General features: G+C 42.1%; 18 protein-coding genes. 11 read left to right on the forward strand and 7 right to left on the reverse strand.

Annotated features, from left to right (window positions below; translation table 11 throughout):
* Positions 1-96: 96 nt before the first annotated feature.
* A complete protein-coding gene (spt, locus tag BLS28_RS00210) occupies positions 97-1,305 on the reverse strand; it encodes a serine palmitoyltransferase (protein ID WP_090526354.1) in 1,209 nt (402 codons plus the stop codon).
* Between the two features lie 372 nt (positions 1,306-1,677).
* Between spt and BLS28_RS00215 the strand changes: the two genes are divergently transcribed.
* The 4 genes from BLS28_RS00215 to BLS28_RS00230 all read left to right on the forward strand — a co-directional run bounded on the left by BLS28_RS00215 (position 1,678) and on the right by BLS28_RS00230 (position 8,485).
* The gene (locus tag BLS28_RS00215; protein ID WP_090526356.1) at positions 1,678-3,030 is read left to right on the forward strand and encodes a TolC family protein; all 1,353 of its coding nucleotides are present in this window, start codon (positions 1,678-1,680) and stop codon (positions 3,028-3,030) included.
* Positions 3,031-3,084: 54 nt separating this feature from the next.
* A complete protein-coding gene (locus BLS28_RS00220; RefSeq protein ID WP_091162134.1) occupies positions 3,085-4,260 on the forward strand; it encodes an efflux RND transporter periplasmic adaptor subunit in 1,176 nt (391 codons plus the stop codon).
* Between the two features lie 74 nt (positions 4,261-4,334).
* On the forward strand, positions 4,335-7,511 hold the full coding sequence (locus BLS28_RS00225; RefSeq protein WP_091162135.1) for an efflux RND transporter permease subunit: 3,177 nt from the start codon (positions 4,335-4,337) through the stop codon (positions 7,509-7,511).
* Between the two features lie 401 nt (positions 7,512-7,912).
* A complete protein-coding gene (locus BLS28_RS00230) occupies positions 7,913-8,485 on the forward strand; it encodes a hypothetical protein (protein ID WP_090526363.1) in 573 nt (190 codons plus the stop codon).
* Positions 8,486-8,650: 165 nt separating this feature from the next.
* Here BLS28_RS00230 and BLS28_RS00235 read toward each other — a convergent pair whose 3' ends face one another.
* A complete protein-coding gene (locus tag BLS28_RS00235) occupies positions 8,651-9,844 on the reverse strand; it encodes a pyridoxal phosphate-dependent aminotransferase (RefSeq protein WP_176844328.1) in 1,194 nt (397 codons plus the stop codon).
* A gap of 93 nt (positions 9,845-9,937) precedes the next feature.
* Between BLS28_RS00235 and BLS28_RS00240 the strand changes: the two genes are divergently transcribed.
* Genes BLS28_RS00240 through BLS28_RS00255 form a run of 4 tightly spaced genes read left to right on the forward strand, consistent with a single transcriptional unit; the run spans position 9,938 to position 13,223 of the window.
* The gene (locus BLS28_RS00240; protein ID WP_091162900.1) at positions 9,938-10,912 is read left to right on the forward strand and encodes a cation diffusion facilitator family transporter; all 975 of its coding nucleotides are present in this window, start codon (positions 9,938-9,940) and stop codon (positions 10,910-10,912) included.
* A complete protein-coding gene (locus tag BLS28_RS00245; protein ID WP_091162137.1) occupies positions 10,912-11,352 on the forward strand; it encodes an NUDIX domain-containing protein in 441 nt (146 codons plus the stop codon). The genes BLS28_RS00240 and BLS28_RS00245 overlap by 1 nt, the downstream gene beginning before the upstream one ends.
* On the forward strand, positions 11,349-12,614 hold the full coding sequence (gene bioA, locus BLS28_RS00250) for an adenosylmethionine--8-amino-7-oxononanoate transaminase (RefSeq protein WP_091162140.1): 1,266 nt from the start codon (positions 11,349-11,351) through the stop codon (positions 12,612-12,614). The genes BLS28_RS00245 and bioA overlap by 4 nt, the downstream gene beginning before the upstream one ends.
* Before the next feature lie 3 nt (positions 12,615-12,617).
* A complete protein-coding gene (locus BLS28_RS00255) occupies positions 12,618-13,223 on the forward strand; it encodes a hypothetical protein (RefSeq protein WP_218134323.1) in 606 nt (201 codons plus the stop codon).
* A gap of 114 nt (positions 13,224-13,337) precedes the next feature.
* On the opposite strand, the gene BLS28_RS00260 is transcribed toward BLS28_RS00255, so the two are convergent.
* The 4 genes from BLS28_RS00260 to BLS28_RS00275 all read right to left on the reverse strand — a co-directional run bounded on the left by BLS28_RS00260 (position 13,338) and on the right by BLS28_RS00275 (position 18,532).
* The gene (locus tag BLS28_RS00260; protein ID WP_091162142.1) at positions 13,338-15,209 is read right to left on the reverse strand and encodes an LTA synthase family protein; all 1,872 of its coding nucleotides are present in this window, start codon (positions 15,207-15,209) and stop codon (positions 13,338-13,340) included.
* Between the two features lie 70 nt (positions 15,210-15,279).
* Positions 15,280-15,924 (reverse strand): DUF4412 domain-containing protein, encoded by a 645-nt coding sequence (locus BLS28_RS00265; RefSeq protein ID WP_091162144.1) that lies wholly within the window; start codon positions 15,922-15,924, stop codon positions 15,280-15,282.
* Positions 15,925-16,003: 79 nt separating this feature from the next.
* Entirely contained in the window at positions 16,004-18,106 is a 2,103-nt protein-coding gene (locus BLS28_RS00270; protein ID WP_091162146.1) for a ComEC/Rec2 family competence protein, read from the reverse strand.
* A gap of 90 nt (positions 18,107-18,196) precedes the next feature.
* Positions 18,197-18,532: a MerR family transcriptional regulator gene (locus tag BLS28_RS00275; RefSeq protein ID WP_091162148.1), complete on the reverse strand. Its 336-nt coding sequence runs from the start codon at positions 18,530-18,532 to the stop codon at positions 18,197-18,199.
* A 102-nt stretch (positions 18,533-18,634) separates the two neighbouring features.
* Here BLS28_RS00275 and BLS28_RS00280 point away from each other — a divergent pair, with 102 nt between their 5' ends.
* Both BLS28_RS00280 and BLS28_RS00285 read left to right on the forward strand, forming a co-directional pair.
* On the forward strand, positions 18,635-20,515 hold the full coding sequence (locus tag BLS28_RS00280; protein WP_091162150.1) for a transglutaminase-like domain-containing protein: 1,881 nt from the start codon (positions 18,635-18,637) through the stop codon (positions 20,513-20,515).
* Entirely contained in the window at positions 20,512-22,752 is a 2,241-nt protein-coding gene (locus BLS28_RS00285; RefSeq protein ID WP_091162152.1) for a DUF3858 domain-containing protein, read from the forward strand. Before BLS28_RS00280 ends, BLS28_RS00285 begins: the two co-directional genes overlap by 4 nt.
* Positions 22,753-22,858: 106 nt before the next feature.
* Here the strand turns inward: BLS28_RS00285 and BLS28_RS00290 are convergent, their stop codons facing one another.
* Positions 22,859-23,059 carry a hypothetical protein gene (locus BLS28_RS00290; RefSeq protein ID WP_091162154.1) on the reverse strand — a complete coding sequence of 67 codons (201 nt, stop codon included), beginning with the start codon at positions 23,057-23,059 and terminating at the stop codon, positions 22,859-22,861.
* Between the two features lie 374 nt (positions 23,060-23,433).
* Here BLS28_RS00290 and alaS point away from each other — a divergent pair, with 374 nt between their 5' ends.
* Positions 23,434-26,157: an alanine--tRNA ligase gene (gene alaS, locus BLS28_RS00295; RefSeq protein ID WP_091162156.1), complete on the forward strand. Its 2,724-nt coding sequence runs from the start codon at positions 23,434-23,436 to the stop codon at positions 26,155-26,157.
* Positions 26,158-26,375: the final 218 nt, after the last annotated feature.

The following is a 26,375-nucleotide window of genomic DNA, read 5'->3' on the forward strand; positions in this document are numbered from 1 at the left end:
AATGATTGAATAAAGCAAATTGGTATGCTTTAAAATAAAAAGTGCATTTAGCTTACTTTAATAAAAAAGCAGCTAAATGCACCTCAGGTTTCTTCATTATATTTTTTCTTTAACAGAAGCGGTTACACCAACTTCTTTAAAGGCTTTTGACAGTTTTTCAACGGCTTCGTCAATTTGCTCAAAGGTATGGGTAGCCATCAATGAGAAACGAAGCAGTGACGAATCGGAAGGAACGGCAGGGGATACAACCGGGTTAACAAATACACCTGAAGCTTGCAGGTGTTTGGTAACCGCGAAAGTTTTTTCGTTATCACGAACGTAGATCGGCAAAATAGGGCTTTCGGTAGGGCCAAGGTCAAAGCCTTCTTCCAGCAAAAGTTTCATAGCATAATTGGTGTTATCCCATAATTTCTCGATACGCTCCGGTTCTGATTCAATGATATCTAATGCTGCAATTACGCTGGCTACAGAGCCCGGAGGCATACTTGCGCTAAACATCAATGAACGTGCGCGGTGTTTGATATAATCAATAGTGTCCTGATCGCTGGCGATGAAACCACCTAACGAGGCTAATGATTTACTGAAGGTACCCATGATCAGGTCAACTTCATTGGTAAGGTTAAAGTGTGAGGCGGTACCTGCACCCTTATCACCAATTACACCAAGGCTGTGGGCATCATCAACCATGATATTGGCACCGTAAGTATCGGCAAGCTCAACAATCTTAGGCAATTTAACAATATCGCCTTCCATGCTGAAAATACCGTCAACAGCGATAATCTTCACGGCATCTTCAGGAAGTATGCTTAATTTGCGCTCCAAATCGGCCATATCGTTATGAGCGTACTTGATCACTTTTGAAAACGACAGGCGGCTGCCGTCAATGATACAGGCATGGTCATACTCATCAAGTATGATATAATCATTCCTGCCGGTAACGCACGAAAGTACACCAAGGTTAACCTGGTAACCTGTGCTGAATAAAACAGTAGCTTCTTTGCCTACATAGTTAGCAAGCCTGTTTTCAAGCTCAATGTGGATATCAAGTGTACCATTCAAAAAACGTGAACCGGCACAGCCTGTGCCATATTTGTCAATTGCTTTTTTTGAAGCTTCTTTGATTTTTGGATGATTGGTAAGGCCTAAGTATGAGTTAGAACCAAACATTAATACCCGCTTGTTGTCAATAATTACCTCAGTGTCTTGTGCAGACTCAATAGGCCTGAAATAAGGATATAACCCCCGTTCACGCAGCATATTTGCTACTTGAAACTGAGCGATTTTCCCATGTAGTTTTTTAACCATGTATATTAACTCTGCTTAAATTTTGTGTAAAAATACCATGAATAAGCATATAACTTATACGGTGTGTGTAAATTTTTTTAAAATAATGCCTATTAACGTATCAATACTACTTAAGAAGCACACAAATTCTTACACGGCAAATTAATTAATTTTTTTGTTTATATCGAGCCTATTATTTTCATTTTTTTGTCAAAAGCCCAAAAAGCTGATACTATCCCGTGTTTTTGTAATTTTTTACGTAAAATTCTTGTTCGTGATTTTAAATTAGTAATATTAATTACATATTCGCATTCCCCGTAACAATCCTGCACTAATTATAAAATTTTTTCTTATAATTTTTGCCTGATATACATTGTTATTTATAGCTACCCTATGAAAAAACACAAGTACTTTTTGGCGCTTCTTGTACTTAATTTAACATTGAATTTACATAGCAATAGTTATGCCCAAACTGCCGCTGATAGTATAAGCGGACCGGTTTCCCTCAAACAGGCTATTGACTTTGCCTTGCGTAACCAACCAACAGTAAGGCAGGCTTCCATTGATGAACAGATCAATGAGCGTGATATTAGAATTGGCCTGTCGGCCTGGCTGCCGCAGGTGAACGGCTCGGGCCTTTATAATTATTACTATAAGGGCAGCCCGCAGGCTGGTGCCTCCGGTGCTAACATCCCTAGCAACGCGGGTAGTATCCGTAACCTTTCAACCCTGGGCGTTACGGCCTCGCAGGTACTATATAACAACGATGTATTTCTTGCTTCAAGGGCGAAAAGATATTCGCGTGAGTACTATAAGCAGAACACCTTAAGCAGCCAGATTGATGTGGTAAGCGATGTAAGCAAAGCTTTTTTTGATGTTTTACTATCCGGCAAACAACTTGACATTACTAATGAGGACATCATCAGGTTGCAAAGAAGCCTGAAGGATGCCAAAAGCAGGTATACTGCCGGTGTATCCGATCCTACGGATTATAAGCAGGCAACCATCGCTTTAAATAATTCATTGGCTACCCGTAAACAAACCGAAGAAGCCATCAAAAGTAAAACTGCTTTATTAAAGCAGATCATGGGCGTAGGCGCGGCTACACCGTTAAGCCTTTCTTATGATTCGAGCCGGTATGAGCAGGAGGCCAGTATTGATACTTTACAATCGCTCAATGTAAATAACCGGATCGAATACCGTTTGCTTGAAACAACAAAGGCACTCAATAATCTCAACGTAAATTACTACCGCTTTGGGTTTTTGCCTTCATTATCAGCGGTAGGGAGTTACCAGCATGCATACTTCAGTCATGATTTAGGTGATTTGTATAATAAGTCTTTCCCTACAGGTTATGTTGGCTTAACGCTGGCTGTACCTATTTTCCAGGGGACGAAGCGCCTGCAAAACCTCGCTAAAGCCAGGCTGCAGGTTGAACGTACCGACCTGGACCTGATCAATACAAAAAATAGTATTTATACGGAATATACCCAGGCACTGGCGGCATATAAAAGCAATTACACCAGCTACCAGCTCATTCGCGAAAATGTAACACTTGCAAAAGATGTGTATAAGGTGGTAAGCCTGCAGTACCGCGAGGGAGTAAAAACTTACCTCGACGTAATTGTATCGCAGGCAGATCTGCGTACTGCCGAACTGAGCTATTATAATGCCTTGTTCAATTTACTCAGCAGTAAAATTGACCTGCAAAGGGCTCTTGGAATCCTGCCTGTTCAGCAACCATAAGATATCGTCATAAAAAAATAAAAACTACAGCAACACACGAACAACCTATTCTACATGAAACATACATATATATATTGGTTAGCCCCTGCAGCACTTTTAACATGGGCATCATGCGGTAAACCTCAAAAGGGCGGGCCGGCGGCCATGCCCCCAACCCCAGTATACCTTGCCGACGCTAAAACAGCCGAAGCAGTATACTATGATAAATACCAGGGTATTGTGGTTTCGGTGAACACTGTCGAACTGCGCAGCCAGGTACCGGGTTTTGTAACGGGTATATTTTTTAAAGAAGGCGATGTTGTGCAGAAGGGCAAAGTATTGTATGAAATAGATAAACGCAAATACCAGGCTGCTTTTGACCAGGCCAAAGCTAATGTGCTAAGCGCCGAAGCCAATTTGGTTAAAGCGCAAAAAGACATTGACAGGTATAACATGCTGCTTAAGAGCGATGCGATTGCCCGTCAGACAGTTGATCAGGCACAGGCTACCTACGAAACTAATAAAAGCCAGGTTGCGGTAGCCAAAGCCGCGCTTGAGTCGGCCCGTACCGATTTATCATATGCCACCATTACCGCGCCTTTTACGGGGCGAATAGGGATCTCGCAAGTGAGGCTTGGAACACAGGTAGCAGCAGGTACCACATTGATGAACACAATATCTGCCGAGCATCCTATCGGTGTTGATGTTGTGATCAACGAGCAGGATATCAACCGCTTTTATGGTCTTCAAAAATCAAGTACCGACAGTACCTTTAAACTGGTGCTACCCGACGGAAGCAAATACAACAAGACAGGTAAAGTATTGGCGATTGACAGAGGGGTTAGCAATCAAACCGGCAGCATTAGGGTAAGGATCCAGTTTCCGAACGAGGATGACGTGCTTAAGGATGGCATGAGCTGTGTTCTGCAGGTGCTGAACAGCCAATCGGGCCAGCGGGTACAAATCCCTTACAAGGCAGTAACTGAGCAAATGGGCGAGTTTTTTGTTTTCGCAACAAGAGATACAGTTGTTAAAGATACCGCAGCTGATAAAACAGTTAAAGACAGGCGCGATACGATAGCAAAACAGGTAAAGGTGAAATTAGGGCCGCGCATTAACAGCGACGTAGTGATAATGGATGGAATAAAACAAGGCGATAAAGTGATTACCGACGGCTTCCAGCGTTTGCGCGATGGTGGTAGGGTCACTACCGGAACAGCCACGCCGGCCGGAGCAGCACCCAAAAAATAAATTTATATCAACAGGAAAAATTTTAAGCCGAAGAAGGGGCGCATCTACCCTGGAAAACTTAATATAGAGAAAGAATGATCGCAGATACTTTTATAAAACGACCGGTTACCGCCATTGTAATATCCCTGGTGATATTAATAGTGGGCATCCTGTCAATATCCAGCCTGCCTATAGGCCAGTACCCTGATATTACACCTCCAACCGTGTCAGTTAGCGGTAACTATGTCGGTGCTGATGCGTTAACAGTTGAGCAAACGGTAGCTACCCCGGTTGAGGTGCAGGTAAACGGCGTACCCGGCATGACCTACCTGCAAAGTAACAGCAGCAGCAACGGGCAAATGAGCATGACGGTTAACTTTGATGTTGGTACTGATATTAACATTGCAGCCCTCGACGTGCAAAACCGTGTAGGTATTGCTTTACCAACTTTACCGCAGGAGGTACAGCGTTTGGGTATGGTAGTACGTAAACGTAACCCAAGTATTCTGATGCTTGTGGCCATGTTTAGTCCTAAAGGCACCCATGATGTCACTTTTACTGATAACTACACCAACGTATTTATAAAGGATGCTATTTTGCGTACCAAAGGAGTAGGTGACGTTGTTACACGTGCCGATGATTTTAGTATGCGCATCTGGCTTAACCCGGATAAACTTGCTGCGTTAGGTATGAGCGCTGCGGATGTAACCAGTGCCCTGCAGGAGCAAAACGCGCAGGTTGCCGCCGGTACAGTAGGTGCTACACCTCAGTTAAAAGGACAGACATTTGAGTATTCGGTTATTGTAAAAGGCCGTTTAGAGAAGCCGGAAGAATTTGGTAATGTGGTTGTTAAAACCCAGCCTAACAATGGGGGCATAGTACACTTAAAAGATGTTGCCAGGATTGAGCTGGGTAAATTCAACTACTCAGGTAACTCATTTGTTGATGGTAAAAGGGCATCTTATCTGCTGGTGTACCAGGCCCCGAACAGTAACTCGCTTGAAACTGCCGATAATGTATACGCTACTATGAATGAGCTTAAAAAGAGCTTTCCTAAAGATATAGATTACGTAGTTCCTTTTGAGGCCATAACCGTGGTAAAGGTTTCGGTAAGCGAGGTTATCGAAACGCTGGTTATTGCACTTGTACTGGTTATTATTGTAGTATTCCTGTTTTTACAAAGCTGGCGCACAACCCTCATTCCGGTACTGGCTATTCCGGTATCAATTATTGGTACGTTCATTTTCTTTATTCCGCTTAACTTTACTATCAATACGTTAACGTTATTTGGTTTCGTACTGGCTATTGGTATTGTGGTGGATGATGCTATTGTGGTGGTTGAGGCTGTACAGCATTATATGGATGAGGAGGGTATGACACCTAAAGAAGCCACCCAGCACGCTATGGCCGATATCTCGGCCCCCGTAATAGCCATCGCGCTGATCCTGGCTGCAGTGTTTGTGCCGGTAGGCTTTGTGCCGGGTATAGTAGGGCGATTGTATCAACAGTTTGCGATCACCATTGCCATATCTGTATTGATATCAGCTTTTGTTGCACTATCATTAACACCTGCATTGTGTACGTTGATATTAAGGCCGCATAAGATAGATGAAAGCTCTCGTGGCTTAAATAAGTTTTTCTTTAAATTCAATACCTGGTTTACCCGCGTAACCGGTAAATATCGAAACACAGTTGATAAAAGCATTAAAAACTCAAGATACATTATCATTCTGCTGGTGTGTATCATTATAGGCGCGATACTTTTATTCAGAAGTAAACCATCTGGTTTTATCCCGCTGGAAGATGATGGCCGTGTTTATATCACTTTTGATTTACCCGAGGCTTCAGCAACCGGCCGTACTGTTGATGTGTTGCACAACATGATGAGAACGCTTGATAGCGTGCCGGAAATAGCCCATTACGCGGCGTTGGGTGGTTTGAATGCCATCAGCTTTGCAAGTAAATCAAATAGTGCAACCATATTCGTGCAGTTGAAACCTTGGGATGAGCGTAAAGAAAAGTCGCAGCAGATAACAGCGCTTGTTGCACGGTTAAACCAAAAGCTCGGTAAGTATAAGGAAGCCAATGTTGTGGTGATCCAGCCACCGGCAATTCCGGGGTTGGGTAGTACAGGAGGTTTCTCGTTTATATTAGAAGAGAAACAGGCAGGTGGCGACATTAAGGTATTTGAGAAAACGCTCCGAACGTTCCTTGGCGCAATTAATCAGCGTAAAGAGATAGCAAGGGCCTTCTCGTTCTTTACTGCCAGTACGCCTGCTTACCAGTTAACGATAGACAGAGAGAAATCTAAAAAGCTTGGTGTAGCAATATCTGACGTGAACAATGCGCTGCAAACCTATTTGGGTAGTACCTATATCAACGACTTTACCATTTATGGTCGTAACTTCAGGGTAGTAGCCCAGGCCGATACCAGTTATCGTACCAATGTGCAAAACATAGGACAGTATTTTGTGCGTAATTCATCAGGAGCCATGGTGCCATTGAGCACACTTACATCATATAAGGTAATTGAAAACTCACCGTTGATATCGCACTATAACCTGTTCCGTTCGGCCGAGATTAACGGTAGTACCAAGCCGGGGTATAGTAGTGGTGATGCTATTACCGCTTTGAAAGAGACAGCCGCGCAGGTATTGCCGCAAGGTTACGGTTACGAGTTTTCGGGCCTGAGCCGTGAGGAGTTATTATCCGGGTCAAAAACGGTATATATATTTGCACTGTCAATAGGATTCGTGTTCCTGTTCCTGGCTGCTTTGTATGAAAGCTGGTCGGTACCGTTCTCTGTGTTATTGTCAGTGCCCCTGGGTGCATTTGGTGCCATATTGTTCCTTACTTTCTGGCCTGATCTTACTAACAACGTTTATGCACAAATTGGTTTGATAACGCTGATTGGTTTGGCGGCCAAAAACGCCATCCTGATCGTAGAGTTTGCCAAGGAACGTGTAGACGCAGGCATGGAATTGGAAAAAGCTACGCTCGAGGCTGTCCGGCTACGTTTAAGGCCAATCATCATGACGTCGATGGCATTTATATTAGGTGTAGGTCCGTTGATGGTTGCATCGGGCGCCGGTGCTGAAGCCCGTAAAACCATAGGCTGGACGGTGTTTGGGGGAATGCTTACTGCTACATCATTGGCTATATTTATAGTACCGGTTTTATTTTACCTGATCACTAAAATGGCTTACGGTAAGGAAAAACTTGCCGAGCTTGAAAAAAATTATGATCCTAAAAAGCACGGACCGGAGGTATAATAATTGTTAAAGTTTTGTAAAAAGAGAGGCGCAAGTCTCTCTTTTTTACTTTCCGACAGGTTTGGTATACTGCTACACCTGGCTATTTAACCATTTATGCGCTCGAAATTAGGTGTTAGTAGACACTTTTGATGCTTATGCAGGGCAGTTTTTTATAAAACTATTCATCATAAAGTATATTAAACGGTCATTATTTTGTATTGACCTCATCGCTTTAAATAATATTGATTTTCAATTATTAAGCCGTGTGTGATTGGATTAAACGCGGTTGTTTTATTGGTTTAAATAATATCCTGGATAGTGAATGATGCCAATAATGGCAAAGTATTTGTTAAGGAGGAGTTAATACAATGGAAAATTAAAAAAATCAACATTGTAGAATTTGACTAAAAAACACAACTATGAAAACAATGACTAAAATGATAGCTTCGGCGTTTACTGCGGTGGCTATCTTCATCGGAACAAATGTTAAAGCTCAAACTACACCAGCGAACGCACTACGCTTTGGGGTAGGCCTGGAAGCAGGTATCCCAACAGGTAACGCTCACGACATTTCAAAATTTGAGTTAGGCGGTACTGCTCGTTTGCAATATGGTGTAAGTAATGATTTAGCCCTTACACTTACCTCGGGTTATTACAATTTTTTTGGTAAAACCTATACTTCATCATTTTCCAACTCTACGTCAACAACTACAGTTACAGTTAAAGGCAGGTCTTTAGGCATAATTCCGGTAAAAGCCGGTATTAAAGCTTTTGTTGGCGATGGCTTTTATTTCGCAGGCGAAGTGGGTGCCGGTTTTGAAGTTCACCCACCAATTGCGGGGGGTGAAAAGAATACTAAACTTATCCTTTCTCCTGGCTTAGGTTATGCCACCAAATCATGGGATATTGGTGTGCGTTATGAAAACTTCTCGGGACAAAGCAATAACTATGGCCTGGTTGGCTTACGTTTAGCTTATGGATTTGGATTGTAATTTTTAATATACTTAAACAAAAAAATCCGCTTGCCAACAGCAAGCGGATTTTTTATTTCTGAACCGGGATTTGCGGGGATTTACCGGATTTATAGGATTGATTTTGCTGTGCAGACAATTAATATCCTGATAATCCTCAAATCCTAAAAATCAAGGTTCAGTTTATTATGCCAATTTACCCAACGCTTCTTTTAACCTTCTCATAGCCTCAATCAGTTTGTCTTCGGCCGTGGCATATGATAAACGGATTGAAGAAGGATCACCGAATGAATCGCCGCCCACGGTGGCTACGTGGCCTTCTTCAAGCAGGTACAAGCTTAAATGGTCAGAGTCATTGATCACGCGTCCGTTGTAGCTTTTACCAAAGAAAGAGGTAACGTTAGGGAAAAAGTAGAACGCTCCATCTGGCAGGTTTACTTTAATACCTTCTATTTCACTCAGTAATTTATAAACAATATCACGGCGTTTTTTGAATGCGGCGCGCATTTCAAGCACACTTTCCAAACCCCCTTCGTAAGCGGCTATGCCGGCACGCTGAGTAATTGAACAGGTACCGGAAGTTACCTGGCCTTGCATTTTATCAAATGCGGCGGCCAATTCTTTAGTGCTGGCTGTGTAGCCAATACGCCAGCCGGTCATGGCAAAGGCTTTCGACCAGCCGTTGATGATAACCACACGATCTTTGATATAGTCAAATTGCGCGATAGACTCGTGTTTGTCAACAAAGTTGATGTGTTCGTAGATCTCATCGCTCAGGATATAAACATGTGGATGTTTTTCGAATACCTTAGCTAAACCTTCAAGTTCATCTTTAGTGTAAACACTGCCGGTAGGGTTACATGGCGATGAAAACATGAACAACTTGGTATTAGGAGTGATGGCTGCCTCTAATTGCTCGGGGGTGATTTTGAAGTTAGTATCAACGGTAGTGTTAATGAAAACGCTTTTACCTTCGGCCAATTTAACTACTTCACTGTATGAAACCCAGTAAGGAGTAGGGATAATTACTTCTTCGCCTGGGTTAACCAAACACAATACCGCGTTAGCGATAGCCTGCTTGGCACCTGTTGAAACAACTATGTCGGCAGCATCATAATCAAGATTGTTCTCGTTCTTCAGCTTGGCAACTACGGCTTTACGAAGTTCAGGGTAGCCTGCTACTGGTGTGTAGTAGGTAAAGTTCTTGTCCATGGCCTGCTTGGCGGCTTCCTTGATGTGTTCAGGGGTATGAAAATCAGGTTCACCAAAGCTAAGGCTGATCACGTCGACACCTTTAGCGGCAAGTTCACGGCCCAGTTTGGCCATTTTAATCGTTGCAGATTCGGACAGGTTTTGTATCCGGGTACTTAATGCGCTCATATAAATTATGTTATCGCGGCAAATATAGAAAATAACTTTACTGCTACTTACGCTTGTTATTTTTTAAATTTGCGGCCTAATACCACCCTTGCTTTGAATCAACAAAAAAGGATCATTTTAATTTCGCTTATAACGGGGATTGTGCTGATGCTGGCGAAATTTGGCGCCTACTTTTTAACAGCCTCCAATTTTGTACTTACCGATGCCGCCGAAAGTATTGTAAATGTAATTGCAAGCTCATTTGCCTTTTACAGTATCTACCTCTCGGCCCTGCCACGAGATGAAAACCATCCTTACGGCCACGGCAAGGTGGAGTTTTTTTCGGTTTTTATAGAAGGATCACTTATCGGCATTGCCGGGTGCATCATCATTGTAAAATCGGTTTACAGCTTTTTCTTTCCCAACATTATCCATGACCTGTTTACCGGTGCTATTATTATAGCGGCAACCGGAGCCATTAACGGCGTGTTGGGTTATTATATGATCCGTAAGGGCAAAGAGCTTCGTTCCATCACCCTTGATGCCGACGGTCGTCATTTGCTGGCCGATACCGTTACCAGCGTAGGCCTGGTGGTAGGTTTATTGTTAATTGAATTTACCAGGATTTTATGGCTCGATAGTGCATTATCTATATTGGTTGGCTTATATATAGTGTACAGTAGTTACAAATTGGTTCGTAAATCGGTAGGGGGATTAATGGATGAGGCAGATTTTCAGGTAGTGACCGGGATCGTGAACGTTTTAAGTGAAAAACGCCGTGAGGCCTGGATAGATGTACACAATTTGCGCGCGCAGAAATATGGACATGAGCTGCATATCGACTGTCACATGACGCTGCCCAACTATTTTGATCTGAATACAGTACATACTGAAATATCATTGGTTGATAAGATGATAAATAACGATATGGGCATAAAAACGGAGCTTTTTATTCATGCTGACCCTTGTGTACCCAATTGCTGCCACTACTGCAGTATGCCCAATTGCCCTATCCGGTCGGAAGCAAAAAACGAAACAATAGCCTGGACAATGGAAAAGGTTGTACGTAATAAAAAACACTTTGAATAATGGAATACTTTAATGTAAGGGTTTACGGTCTGCTGCTGAACGATGATGATGAATTGCTCATAAGCGATGAACAGGAATACGGTGTGCGTTTTTCAAAGTTCCCGGGCGGAGGCCTGGAACTTGGTGAGGGCCTGATTGACGGGCTTAAACGCGAGTTTATGGAAGAGTGTAATATTGAGATTGAAGTTGTAGGCCATTTTTACACCACTGATTTTGCCGTAAAATCGGCCTTCAATAATTCGCAGGTTATCAGTGTATATTATTTAGTGCGAAGCATTACTCCGGTTAATTTGAACATAAAGGCTGTTGCCTTTGATTTTGATGGGGAAGGAGAGGTGTTGCAGGCTTTTAGATGGGTGCCACTTACCGCGCTTAGTGTGGCCGACTTTGAATTTCCGACAGATAAACGTGTGGTTGAACTTTTACAGAACGAACTATGAACCTTACCGAAAGGGATTTAAAAGTAATATGGCACCCCTATACCCAAATGAAAACCGCGCAGCCGCCTGTAGGTATTGTACGTGGCGAAGGGGCACTGTTATTTGATGAAGAAGGAAAACAATACATTGATTCAGTATCGTCATGGTGGGTAAACATTCACGGGCATGCGCATCCTTATATTGCCCAAAAGGTATCAGAGCAGCTTCACAAACTGGAACATGTGATATTTGCAGGTTTTACCCATGAAGGCGCCGTTGAATTGGCGGAACGGCTGTTAGCAATTTTGCCGGCCAACCAAAAAAAAGCTTTTTATTCAGATAACGGTTCAACCGCTGTTGAGGTTGCTATAAAAATGTGCCTGCAATACTGGCTTAATAAAGGCGATCAGCGCACCAAGATCATCGCTTTTAATAATGCTTACCACGGCGATACATTCGGCGCGATGGCCGTAAGTGGCCGCAGTGCATTCACTAAAGCTTTTGACAGCTTACTATTCGAGGTAGATTTTATAGATATACCCAACGTAGAAAATATAGAAAGCCTCAAATCTCAGATCTCAGATCTCAAATCTCAGACGGCCTGCTTTGTTTTTGAACCATTGGTGCAGGGCTCGGCAGGGATGATCATGTATGAGGCTGAGTATTTGAATGAATTGATGGCCCACTGTCGTGAGGAAGAAGTGATGCTGATTGCCGATGAAGTTTTCACCGGCTTCGGGCGTACAGGCAAACCTTTCGCCACGAATCATGTAAATGTTGAGCCGGATATCATGTGTTTCTCCAAAGGACTTACAGGCGGCACGATGGCGCTGGGCTTAACTACCTGTACGCAGCAAATTTATGATGCCTTTTTATCGGATGATAAGTTGAAAACCCTTTTCCACGGGCATTCGTTTACGGCCAACCCGATAGCATGTGCTTCGGCATTGGCCAGCCTGGATCTGTTTCAACAACCCGAAACGGCAGAGAACATTGCCAGGATCAAAGCCGCTCATACTGCCTTTGCCGATAAGATCCGCAATCACCCTAAAATAAAAACCGTGAGGCAAACAGGCACTATACTGGCCATGGAGTGGGAAACCGGCGATAATACCTCATACTTCAGTTCGCTCAGGGATAAGCTGTACCATTATTTTTTATCCGCGGGGATCATATTGCGCCCCCTGGGAAACGTTATTTATATTTTACCGCCATATTGCATTACTAATGAGCAACTCAGTTATGTTTACAGCAAAATTGAGCAGGCTCTTGAAGAATTATAAATTATGCTGAACAAAATACTACCTACTATAATAGCCGATAACGAACTTCATTCACGCTGGTTAAACACATTATCGTTAATGGAAAATACCGGCGCACGCAAGATTTCGGCCAGTGAAGACCCGCTTACGGTTACTTACATTATATTAAAGCACGCTGCCGAAGAGCACCGTCATGCCTTTTACCTTAAAAAGCAACTGGAAAAAACGGGTGTAACGTTACCAACCTACGCTGCCGAATACCTGCTGGCCCCGGGCTCAAGCAAGTATTATTTAAATCAGTTGGATGTGGATGTTTGCCGTTATTTAAAAAGTGAGCTGAACCTGAAAGGCGCTGAGCTCCGTTTTGCAGCTTACCTGTTGGTTACCTACGCTATTGAGGTACGTGCCGATGAACTTTATCCAATTTACCAGGATGCCCTTGACGAAGCAGGTAGCAAAGTAAACGTAAAATCGATCATTTTAGAGGAAGAAGGCCACTTGGAAGAGATGATCAACCAGCTGCAGCATTTCTCGCCCGATTGGGAACTGCACGCTCAAAAAGCTGTTGAATTTGAAACCAAACTGTTTAATCAATGGGTTGAGCAGTTGGGTAAAGAATTGGCTTTGTAAGGAATAAAAAATCTGTCATTGCGAGCGTAGCGCGGCAATCGCACTGAAGCTGAACGGCTCTGTATAGCTACGACATTGCTTCGTCGTTCCTCCTCGCAATGACATGAATAAACTTTAATACCCCATATACTCCGTAAACACCTGCTGCAAATAAGCTTTACCACAAGCAATCGCCGCTTCAGTAGCATTTTTATCAGCATTTGGTTTGCTGTTATAGATCATGGTGCGGCCGGCGTTATCATATGAAACAGCCTGCCCCGGCTGCATAAAACCGAACCCATTATCCCAATCAAAAAAAGCAAACTCTTTACTATTGGAATTCAAGAGATCTTTCGACCACTTAAACTGATTATGTGGCATACCTAACTGAGCCAGCAGGGTAGCTGCGAGGTCTGTTTGTCCGCCCAGTTTACTGTTTTTTTTACCACGATATTCGGGCTTGATCACATCGCCGAAAAACAAAAGAGGTATATGGTATTTAGCCGGGTCGTAAGCCTCGGCTGTATTACGCGGCAGGCGGTGACCGTGATCGGCCACCAGGATAAACAGTGTGTTTTTATACCAGGCTTGTTTTCTGGCCTGCTCAAAATAAGCGTTCAGGCATGAATCGGTAAAATAGGCTGTGCTTCTGAATTTATTACTTACATCAGCGTCATCATTAAAATGGTGCTTAACAGGTAGTACAAAAGGCTCATGATTGGATGATGTTTGTACATAGTTAAAGAACGGCTGTTTTTGACGGGCCAAATATTGCAGGTTTCGGGTAAGCAGGTCATCGTCATAAACACCCCATTGTGTTTTTATATGGCTGTTATCAAAGCTGGCCTCGTCGATAATATGATCGATATTATGTGAAGTCATGAACTTATCAAAATTCATATAATTACTTTTGCCACCATAAAAATAAGCGGTTTCATAGCCTGCATCTTTAAACGATGCAGATAAAGCCGGAAGTTTTTTATGTTTAAGCGTATCGCTGATTATGGTACGGATTGCCTGTGACGGGAAGCCACTCAGGAGAGCTACAATACCCTTGTCGGTACGATCGCCTGAGGCATAAATGTTGTTAAAGAACAGTCCGTTTTTAATGAACTTTTCAAAGTTTGGCGCTACGCCTTTATCTCCTCCTAATGATTCTATCACGTCGGCTGTATAGCTTTCCATTTGGATGATTACAATGTTTGGGCGGCTGATAGTCAGGATTTGTTCTGTTGAATTGCCTTTAACATTATATAATTCTTCAACGGTTTTTGCGGCCTCATCCGGGCGGTCGTATAGATAGGGATTGTAAAGCGGGCGCAAATTTTCAAATACATTGTTAAAGAGGTTCCACTCGGTGTTGAGGGCACTCTGGTTGAGGATTTGCTTTTCGGAGAAATAAGCAGAGTTCTGGCTTACCGGCTTAGCTTGCAAACCGCCGCGCATCATCACAAAGTTTACAAAAAGCAGCAATGTGGTAAGCGAAACTTTAAGGCTTGGCCGGACATCAGGCTTTTTAAACTGATAATTGATGATGAAATGAGATAGCATTATACCGGTGGCCAGTAAGGCAATCCCGATAAAAATACATTTACCCACCGGCGATGATCCACTTGATGCGATTGCTTCTGAAGGTGCGTGATAAAACGAAGTAAACACCCTGAAACTAACTTTGGTGCCCCATTCACGGAAAATATTAAAGTTAAGTACCGTATTCAACGAAATGCAGAACAAGCAAAACCAAACATATACTTTTAGCCAGATGGGTTTTATTCTAACCTTTGGGATAAACCAGTTGATGGCAAATACAAGGATGGGAATGATACAGATATATGCTGTTGCCGATACGTCAAGCCTTAAGCCCCAGAAAAACGTTTGAAGGATTTCCCCGATGCGGGCGTGATCCAGCTTGTGCAGAAAATAGATCTCAAATGTCGCTCTCGTAATTGCGAAAAAAGCGATCCAAAAGATGAAGAATCTGAAAAAGCTAAAAAGGTTCTTTAACATTGGGGTAACAAAAATAGTATTTTGCCACAATGTTAAGGAACCTTTAATGAATTGTTAATGAAATATTCGATTATCTGCCGCCGCTCATAGCTTTCAGGTCATCCAGGGTGATCTTTTCAAAATCAGCAGGGATCCCGAATGTACCGGCAGGGTTTTTTTGTTCGGTAATACTTTTAACAGTAACCTCGGTGCTTTGACCTTGTGAAAATGAGGTGTATTGTACCGGGAAACCACCAACAGCGCGGTAGTATTTAGCAATAGCAGTTACAGGTACAGTAACATCATTAGTTACCCAGATATCATAAGTTTTGTTGGCTTTTGCATCTGTAGCTACCACTTTTTTGCAGTTAAAACCCGAAATAACTTTAGTTTCGGTACCGGGAGCAAAGGTAAGAGTTGGTAATGAAGCCATAGCCTGGTCAACCTCATCAGGAGTAGCAACCGCAGCTTTCTTGATAGACGCAACAGGTACATCAACCATTACAACTAATGATTTACCGTCGGCATCGGTTAATATTTTTATGGTAGCGGGCCCTGTAGTAAATTGCATAGCGGCCGAATCGGCGCGGAAATAACTTTTAGCTTCAACCTGTTGCCCCTGCATAGCCGTTGAAATAGTTACCACGCCCTCTTTGTAAGCTTTTTGGGCGTTTGCGCTGATAGCTGTTGCGGTAAGGGCAAGGCCTAAGGCAACATTGAAAATTTTAATGTTCATGTTTTGAGTTTGATTTAATGCCAAATTAATTTTTAATAATTAAAAGACAAATTTTTAGATAAGTAGTTTAATATGTTTTTCAATTAGATGCCGTTATGAACGATTTGTTACGTTTTAATATTACATAATTGCCATGCAGGGCACGTGCCTGATCAGCAATAAATTGTACGGTTTTAGGGGCATTGGTGGCATCAATAATTATATTATGATATTCGTGATTTTTATTAATAATAGCAAGCGGAATTTTAGGGTTCCCGGTTATGTATAGGTAGTCGGTTTTTTGTTTTATCGCGGATATGGTATCCGCATAATCTTTGTTCACAACAGCTATCGACCGATTTCGAAATTGAATAAAATTATCCTGTTTTCGTAAAAAGCCAGATCGGATATCCTGATTAGGTTGATACAAAGAGATGTCGTTTATTTTACAACTATCAAGATAGGGTTGGATAGAATAATGGTAGTTTTTGTCGGTATCAGTGAGGTTAGTTAGTACAATAGCACGGTTACCGTTTTTAAAGATGATCCCCATGTTTTTACGCAGGTTTAAAAAGGCGATGCTGTTGGTTGTATATGAGCGGTATGTTTTTATGCTGATACTTACAGCTAACAAAAAAATCAATGCAATACCTGCTCTCAGCAGCCATATTTTTCTATCGTACAAAAAGTAAAAAAAACATATGATAATAGCATAAAGCAGCAAGTACTCGGTTGCGGTAAGCCATATTTTGTTGATGCTTGCAAAGGGCAGGTGCTCAAACCAGGCCAGTACAGCGTTCATGAGCAGGATGGTTTTTTCGAGGAGCCAGGCAAGGCCGGCAGATATAAAGGGGATTTGCGGCAATAGCAGGTAAAAGATCCCGCTATACATAATAACAGCTGTGGGAATGATAATGAACAGGTTGCTAAACAAAAAATAAACCGGGAACTGGTGAAAATAAAAAGCGCTCAGCGGGAACGTAATAACCTGTGCAGCTATTGATACCGAACACAAAGCCCATAGTTTGTCGATCCATTTATTAGAAAAAGTAAACCATTTATAAACCACAGGTTGTAAAACTACCAGCCCGGCAACCGCGAGGTATGACAATTGGAAACCTACATCCGTTATCAGCAAAGGGTTATAAAGTAATAATATAAAAGCCGATATAGCCAGGATATTTAAATTGTTGATGTACCGGTTGTAAGTTTTACCGATGATAACCGTGCTGATCATGACAGCTGCCCGGCAAACCGCGGGTGAAAAACCAGTTAACATGGCGTAATACCAGATGATAGGAATAATGATGATCGCTTTGATCACCCTGCCAGGCCCGAACCTGTTCAGGAAATTCAGCATAAATGCCAGCAAAGCCCAAATGATAGCCACATGAGCGCCGGAAACCGATAACACATGAATGGTGCCGGTTTTGGAATAGGCCTGCAACACATCTTCGCTCAAATCAGCTTTATAACCTAATATTAAGGTGGAGGCTACGGCTATAGCATTTGGATTGTGCATTTGGTTTTTTAGCTTTTCAACCATTTGTAGCCTTAGCGCCAGTGCATTTGCCATGAACATATTGCCGGCGTGTGATTGCACCAAACGGTATTGTCCCGGGTATAAAAACTCCTGGTAATAAATGTTTTGGTGTGCCAGGTACTTTTTATAGTTAAACTCGGCAGGGTTAAAAGGCGGGTCGATAGCAGTGTATTTACCGGGGACCAACAGTTCATCGCCATAAGCCATGTGCACCGCAGCACTATCTTTTATGGTGATCATCAACGTCCCGGTTGCCGGGAGGGAATGTTTTTGATTGATGTTCGCTACAACGTTTGCCGTAAAATGGATCAGCCCGTTTTTTATTTGCGGCTCATTATTAATGCGTACAAGCAGCCGTTGCGCGGGCAGCTTTGAAAAATGACCGGAATTATTAAGTTCGTTATTGTTCATGACAGCTATCCAGCCGGCAAGAAACAATAACAAGTGAATGATGATTCCGCCAAGCCACCGCCTTTTATAAACTTTAAAACGGCTGTAATAAAAATTAAGCAGCAGAAATAATATCAGCAGACTGGCAAACCCAATAGCCAACGGCATTAAATAAGCGGCAGACCTTAAATTGATCCCAACGCTTATACCCAATAAAAAAGGAATCAGTAAAATAACAACCGGGATCTCGCCCTTGTGGTTAGCGATCATATATCTTACAGATTGTTATAGCAGGTGACAGCATGGTTATAGGTTAACCCGACGGTATTTTAGAAATAAAGATAGTTTTTATGCGGAAGATTACAACTGGTCGCGTACCTCAAGCAGGAATTTTTTGAGATTTTCGAGAGAATCAATAACGCGCTGGTTATCCCTGGTATCGCCCATGTTGTTTTTAAGATGATCTTTTGCTCCGTTTAAAGTGTAGCCCTTATCACGGATGAGGTGGAAGATGATCTTAAAGTTTTCAATGTCTTCGGGGGTGAAATACCGGTTGCCTTTTTTGTTTTTCTTGGGTTGCAGAACATCAAACTCTTTTTCATAAAAACGTATAAGCGACTGATTAACATCAAACATGGCCGATACCTCGCCCATGGTGTAGTACATCTTGCTTATCTCACGTTCTTTATACGGCATAATACAAATGTATCTATTTGATTTCGGAATTGGGAATTTCGATTTCGGAATTTTCTTTGAATCTGATCCATATAATTATATATTTATGGCTCTAATAACCTTATGACTATTAAACTATTGATAACATACACGCTGTGTGTGTTATGTACTATGCGGTTAAGTGCCCTCGAAGTTGATTCGGCTGTAACCATAACCTCCTTGAAAAATGAGTTTCGGTTTAATTGGAACAGCAAAGATAACCGTGTAGAGATCATCCAGAAACTTAATAATATCTACACCAGTAGTGCTTACCAGGTTAATTACACGGTATCTGAATTTTACAACAACAATATCTCTATTGATGATATAACCTGCAAAGTTGACGGCCGCACTCCTCGCGGTTTTAAACCTGAGTATACTTATTACAGCAATAATGATATTTTTTATTCGGACGAACGGTTGTGTTACTTTACGCTCGATCTGGCAAAAAAAGGAAGTATTGGCAATGTTACTTTTGAAGAAACCGTTAATGATCCCCGCTATTTTACCAATATTTATTTTGCTGATAACCTGCCGGTCCAACAAGGCGAAGTTAGTATCGAAATTCCGCGCTGGATGAAGGTGGATATTAAGGAGTTTAATTTTAATGATTTTAATATTAAAAAAAGTACCGTTTATAACAGCAGCAATGATGCCGATATTATAACATATAAGTTTACTAATATCCCGGCAATGAAAAAGGAATTGCATGGTCCGGGCCCAACCTACGTATATCCGCATTTGCTCATCATGTGTAAATCGGCGATTGTAGGGAGTAAACAATTTACTTATTTCAATACTCTTGCCGATCTTTATGCATGGTACCACGAGTTAGTAAAGGATGTGGCCGGCGACCCCGCGCTGTTACGTACTAAAAGTAATGAGCTCACTGCAGGGTTAACTAATGATTTAGATAAAATAAAAGCCATATTTTATTATGTTCAGGACAACATCAGATATATAGCATTTGAAGATGGCATAGCAGGTTTTAAACCTGAAAAAGCCGACGAGGTGCTAAGAAAAAAATATGGTGACTGTAAGGGAATGGCCAACCTGACCAAGGCCCTGCTTGTATCTGCAGGCTTTGATGCCCGGCTTTGCTGGCTGGGTACAAAACATATTGCTTATGATTATCAAACACCCTCAATGGCAGTTGATAATCATATGATTTGCGGGTTGCCTTATAAAGGCAAAATCTACTATCTTGATGCCACTGAAACCTATATAGGTATTAATGAATATGCTGAAAGGATACAAGGCAGACAGGTTTTAATGGAAGATGGTGATAAGTATATTCTCGGTAAAATACCATACGCGCAACCTCAGCAAAATGTAAGCAGCGAAATAAGCAAACTCCATATAAATGGAGCAAGCCTTGCCGGTAAAGTGAGCAACGTTTGGAAAGGAGAGGATAAAGAAGCAGTATTAGCTGGAATAAATAGCATTAAGCATGAAAATGTCGAAGATGTTATGAAACATTATCTTGCTGCGGGTAATACCGATTATGCCATCAATAACCTTGTTTTAAGTAGTACAAGCAATGCCGACAAAGATTTAAATGCCGGGTATGATGTTGACCGTAAAAGTGGAATATCTGCTTTTGGTAAAGAGTATTATATTGATCTGGATAACCGTAAAGAGCTTTCGGGGGCTGTCATAGCTATTGATGAGCAAAAAAATGATTACTGGTTTTCAAGAAAAGATCAGATTGCAACCGAGACCGAACTCACGCTGCCGCCAGGTTATAAAGCTGCAAGCATACCGCCCGGCGTTAACATATCCAGGCCGGGGTATGAGTTTTATATCACTTACATCAGTTCGCCCGGAAAAATCACTTATAAAAAAACGTTGCTCATAAAGAACACGCTGCTTACAAAGGCAAATTTTTCGCAATGGAACCAGGATATTGAACTCTTGAATAAAGCTTACAACGAAAATTTAGTTATAAAACCTGTATCACAATGAAAAAAACATTACGTTTATTATTTTTCTTTCCTCTGTTTGCTATGACCGCGGGTGCGCAAAACAATAACCAAACCTACGCGGAAAAAGCAGCCGAAATTCAGAAGGAGGTTTGGGGGACAACCGTGCCTGAATTTGCAACCACAAAGGTGCCTGTTAATTTAAGTAATGAAAGCGCCGTGGTTTTTGCCAAATCATACAGCATGCAAAGATCGCTGACCAATAAATTTAAATTTATGATCATCACGGCGTCATCAACAACTCGGGCACTCAAGCTTACCACTTTTCACGAACGGGTTAAGATAAACGACAAATCAGCACTTGAAGATTTTTCAACTATATCTTACCAAAAACGTCTTGATGAAAGCGTACATATTTTGAGCGCTAAATTTTTCATGACACATGACACCTACATTGGGGCTAAGATCATTAAGCCAAGCGGCAAAGAAGTTGTGGTAAACACAAGCGAAGAAGTTCTGATAAAAAATGAAAAGAAAGATCAGGTGAGTAAACTTGCCATATCCGATTTGCAGGTTGGTGATATACTTGATTATTACGTGAGCACTGTCGACGTAAACGAAAATGCAAGTACCGATAATTTTGCTGATAACGATATGGTTTTTGTATTGGCCGGCGAGTATCCTGTTTTATACAGCAGCTACGATTTTCAATATTCAAAAAAAGATAATGTAAAGCATATTTGTGCAAATGGCGCCCCGCAGTTTAATATAAGTACGAACGCAGCAGGCGACCAGATATACAGTTTGAAGGTCAGAGATCAGGCCAAGTATTCCAGTGAATTTTGGACTTCCAAGTTTCGTCAGTTCCCTTATATCGAAATCAGCAGTTCACACACCATGGGTTTTGTAAAGTTTGTTTCGGGTGGTAAAGCAGGTGAAAGCGCTGCTGATAGGTTGCAGGCCAATAAGGCAATTTTTGAAGGCACTTTTACCGAACGGGACATTCCTTACTTCAGCAATGTTGTTGACCGTTTAAAAAAATATTTCGACGGCAAAAAGAACATTAAAGCTGTACCGCTTGATAGCGCTATGAAGGTGCTTTACAATATCAGGAAGGGAATGGTTTTTGGTAGTTATAGTAAGGATGATGTTGGCAAAGTTGATGAAATCAATTATCGTCGTATGTCCTCAAAGTTTAATACGGTTGTTATGAGCATGGCTTTAAATGATCTGAAAATTGATCATGACGTATTGTTGGTTTGTTCGCGTAATGCTAATACACTCGATAATATCTTTAACTATAGTGATTTTGACGCCTGCATCCGCATAAACGATACAAAGCCGCTATATATGTTTTTTGATGACGCCGCAACTCACTTTAATGAGATACCTCAACGCTTTCAGGGTGAAAAAGTGATTGTGCTTACTCCTAAGCGGGAAAGTTCAACCAAATATTCGTTTACTGAAGGTACAGCAGTTTTGCCCGTAATGCAGGCCGCTATTAATAATATAAATGAAGACATTAAGGTATCGCTTTTGCCGACCAATATGCAAAAGATAAAGATACAGAGGTTGGTTAAACAAACAGGTTTGATGAGGCATGATGATCAGTTACGTTTACTGCCGGTAGTTGATATTGATAACATCCTTATGGAATTATCTAAGAGTGAAAAGCTGGAAAAACGATTGGCAGAAAACCCCGAAACAAAAAAACTGCGTGATGATTTCAGCTACGCGTTTTCGGATGATGAGTCAAAGTCAGTAAAGAAATTTACGTCTGAAATAAAAGCCCAGTACGAGCAGGAGCCAACCCAGGTTACAGATTGTAAAATTATTAATGCCGCTCTTGATAATAGCAGTCCGGTTTTTCAGTATTCGGAATCATTTGTATTGGATAATCTGGTAAAAAAAGCGGGCAATAATTATATTATTGACGCCGGTAAACTTGCAGGATCGTTTTACAAACTGGAAGAAAAAGAACGAAAACGCACTTATGACGTGTATATGCCATGTTCCCGTAGTTTTAAATACACCATAAACATTGCTGTGCCACAGGGATATACAGCCAAAGGGCTGGAGGAAATAGCAGCAAAAAAGACTAATAAAACCGGTTCGTTTTCGTCAGAAGCAACCCTTAACGGTAATGTTGTAACTATTGTGATAACACGTGTTTACAATAATAATTTTGAAAAAGCAGAAAACTGGCCGCTCCTTAGCGAGGTGATTGACGCTTCAGCGGGATTCAACGCGCAGAAAATACTATTTGAGAAAAAAAGTTAATAGCTGTTGAAAAAGAGTCCGGATACAACATCCGGACTCTTTTTCAACAGTCTCTATAATTGCACCAGCAATTATTTTTTATGTCCGCTAAATCTGTATCGTATGGCTATTTGGTTTCGCTCCAGGGTAGGGAGGAGGCTTTGCCTGCTAAAAAATCGGCTTTGCGGCTGGCCATGTCTTTAGCTTGTTGTTCAAGCACGGCATCGCTTTCATTATCTATGCGGTAATTATAGTCCAAACTATCAAGAAAAGCCAGGAGCACTCGTTTCTCCTGTTCGTTTTGAATATCAACTCTTAAAGTTTCCATAAACAAATTTACACCAAATAAGATAAATTGTTTAATTGTATCGATGAATGGGAGGGTAAATCAACTGTAATCAATAAATAAATCCGAAATCGAAAATCCGATATCCGAAATAATTGAAAATCCTATCTTATCGTCCCTTCAGGGTCTCTCGTAGAGGACCCTGAAGTCATAAATTGTGTCGATTTCAACCTTGGCCGCTTTTATTACGTGGTTTAACTTTCGCCTTTCTGTAAAACTATGAAATTGCATTGCGAATACCTCAGGGTCCTCTGCGAGAGACCCTGAGGAGACAGAAATCTCTCGCGGTAATTCCTTTTTTACTTTCCGACTTCCGGACTTTCTGACTTCCCGACTATTATTTACCTTTGCTTCCTATGACTGCTACCGAAATACGACAGGCTTTTCTTGATTTTTTTGTTTCAAAGGGACACACCATCGTTCCTTCGGCTCCAATTGTAATTAAAAACGACCCAACCCTGATGTTTACCAACGCGGGGATGAACCAGTTTAAAGATATATTTTTAGGCGAGGCGGCCCCGAAAGCCCCGCGCGTGGCGGATACGCAGCGTTGTTTACGTGTATCTGGCAAGCACAACGATTTGGAAGAGGTGGGTATCGATACCTATCACCACACCATGTTTGAAATGCTGGGTAACTGGAGCTTTGGCGACTACTTTAAAAAAGAAGCCATTGCCTGGAGCTGGGAACTGCTTACCGAGGTTTACAAGCTTCCTAAAGACCGCCTGTATGTTACCTACTTTGAAGGTGACGAAAAGGAAGGCCTTGAAGCAGATTCCGAAACCTATGAACTGTGGAAGCAGTACGTAGCGGAAGATCATATTCTCCGTGGTAACAAAAAAGACAACTTTTGGGAAATGGGCGAGACTGGTCCGTGCGGTCCTTGTTCGGAGATTCACTTTGATAGCCGCCCGGATAATGAGCGTGCCGAAGTAAACGGCGCCACTTTAGTTAATGCCGACCATGACCAGGTTATCGAAATCTGGAACGATGTATTTATGCAATTTAACCGCCTTAAAGGTGGTGTATTGCAACCGTTGCCTAACAAACATGTGGATACCGGGATGGGCTTTGAGCGTCTGGTACGCGTGTTGCAGGGCAAAACATCAAACTATGATACCGATGTTTTTCAACCAATGATTCAGTTCATTGCCGAAAAATCGGGTAAGAAATATAACAGTGCTGCTAAACCGGGTGATGCGGATTGGAATGATGCTGTAGCTATGCGCGTATTGGCCGATCATATCCGCGCTATAAGCTTTGCTATTGCAGATGGGCAATTGCCCGCAAGTAACAAAGCGGGTTATGTGATCCGCAGGATCTTACGTAGGGCAGTGCGTTATAGCTATCAAACTTTAGGCTTTAAGGAGCCTTTCTTTAACCAACTGGTACCATTATTGGCGGAACAGTTTAAGGGAGTATTCAATAATCTTTTTGAGCAAAAGGATTTTGTGCAAAAAGTGATTTTGGAAGAGGAGGTTTCATTTTTACGGACTTTGGGAAGCGGTATTAATAAGTTTAACGAATATGTAAAAAAGCAAAATGAACGTTTTTCTACTCCCTCAACTTATGGTAAGACAGTTTCATTTCCTGTAAGTGGGAAACTTTATGATAACCACGACGGAAATCCGAAAATGATTGTCGGTGAATTTGCTTTTGAGCTGTCTGATACAGATGGGTTTCCTATAGACTTAACCGACTTAATGGCTCGTGAAATAGGATGGACTGTAGATATAAAAAAATTTAATGAGGAGCTAATTAAGCAAAAGGAACGCTCCCGCGCTGCCACCGCTATTGATACCGGCGATTGGATCGTACTAAAAGGTGATGAATCGGTTGAGTTTACCGGTTATGACGAGACCGAGAGTATCGCCCATATTGTAAAATACCGTAAGGTAACCGCTAAGGGTAAGGAACAATACCAGCTGGTATTGGATAAAACGCCTTTCTACGCCGAAAGCGGTGGCCAGGTAGGGGATAAGGGCGAACTGGTTTTCCCTGATGGGGAGATCATCCTGGTTACAGATACGAAAAAGGAGAACGGACTGATAGTTCATTTTACCGATAAATTGCCGCAGGATATTGACGATGCCTTAACTGCTATTGTTGATCCTGCTCTACGCAGCCAAACCAACGGTAACCACTCGGCTACGCACTTGTTGCATGCTGCAATGAAACAGGTTTTGGGTAGCCATGTAAACCAAAAAGGTTCATTGGTGAATGCCGATTACTTAAGGTTTGATTTTTCGCACTTTGCCAAAGTTACCGATGAAGAGCTGGCGCAGATCGAGGCCATCGTAAATCAAAAGGTACGCGAAAATATTCCGCTCAAGGAAGAGCGCAGTGTACTCTATGCCGAAGCCATCAGCAGTGGTGTAACTGCTTTGTTTGGTGAAAAATATAGCGAGTATGTACGTGTGATCACTTTTGATGATAACTTCAGCAAGGAGCTTTGTGGCGGTACGCATGTGAAAGCTACCGGGCAAATTGGTTTCTTTAAAATTATTGCCGAAAGTGCGGTAGCTGCCGGTGTTCGCCGTATTGAGGCTATTACCGGTGTTGCTGCCGAAAAATATATCGTTACCCAAAATGCTTTGGTTAACCAGTTAAAAGAACTGCTTAAGAATCCAAAAGACCTTTCAAAAAGCGTTGAGGGATTGTTGGACGAAAACGCTAAACTGAAAAAGGAGATCGAAAAATCGATCCTTGAAAAATCATCAGGCTTAAAAACTGAGCTGGCTCAAAAGGCCGAAGCCATCGGCGATATTAATTTCATCGCCCAAAAAGTAGCCCTGCCCAATGCCGATGCAGTTAAAAATCTGGCTTATCAGCTTAAGGACATAGTTTCAAACCTGTTCCTGGTGCTGGTTGCTGATTTCGATGGTAAACCAAGCATTACCGTAATGATTGCCGAAAACCTGGTGAAGGAAAAAGGCCTGCATGCCGGTAACATCGTAAAAGAGCTGGCTAAGGAAGTTAAAGGCGGAGGCGGCGGTCAGCCGTTTTTTGCTACCGCGGGTGGCAGTGATGTAAGCGGATTGGATAAAGTATTAATGAAGGCGAGGAGCTTTGCGGGGTAAAGAGGCTGTCATGGGTAGCCTGTCGAAGCATGGTGGGTAAGGCCTCTGCGCGCGACCCTTCGACGGGCTCAGGGTGACAGGCTCTCTATAGCAAATAGCATTTCACCGTTCAAACCGGATGTCCAAATTCCCATGACGTGGCGTATAGATAATCTAATAAAAGTAAAAAGACCGCCTTAACAGAAGCGGTCTTTTTACTTTTATATTTTTTAGGGGAA

It is taken from the genome of Mucilaginibacter gossypii (assembly GCF_900100945.1).
In the GTDB taxonomy this organism is placed as follows: domain Bacteria; phylum Bacteroidota; class Bacteroidia; order Sphingobacteriales; family Sphingobacteriaceae; genus Mucilaginibacter; species Mucilaginibacter gossypii.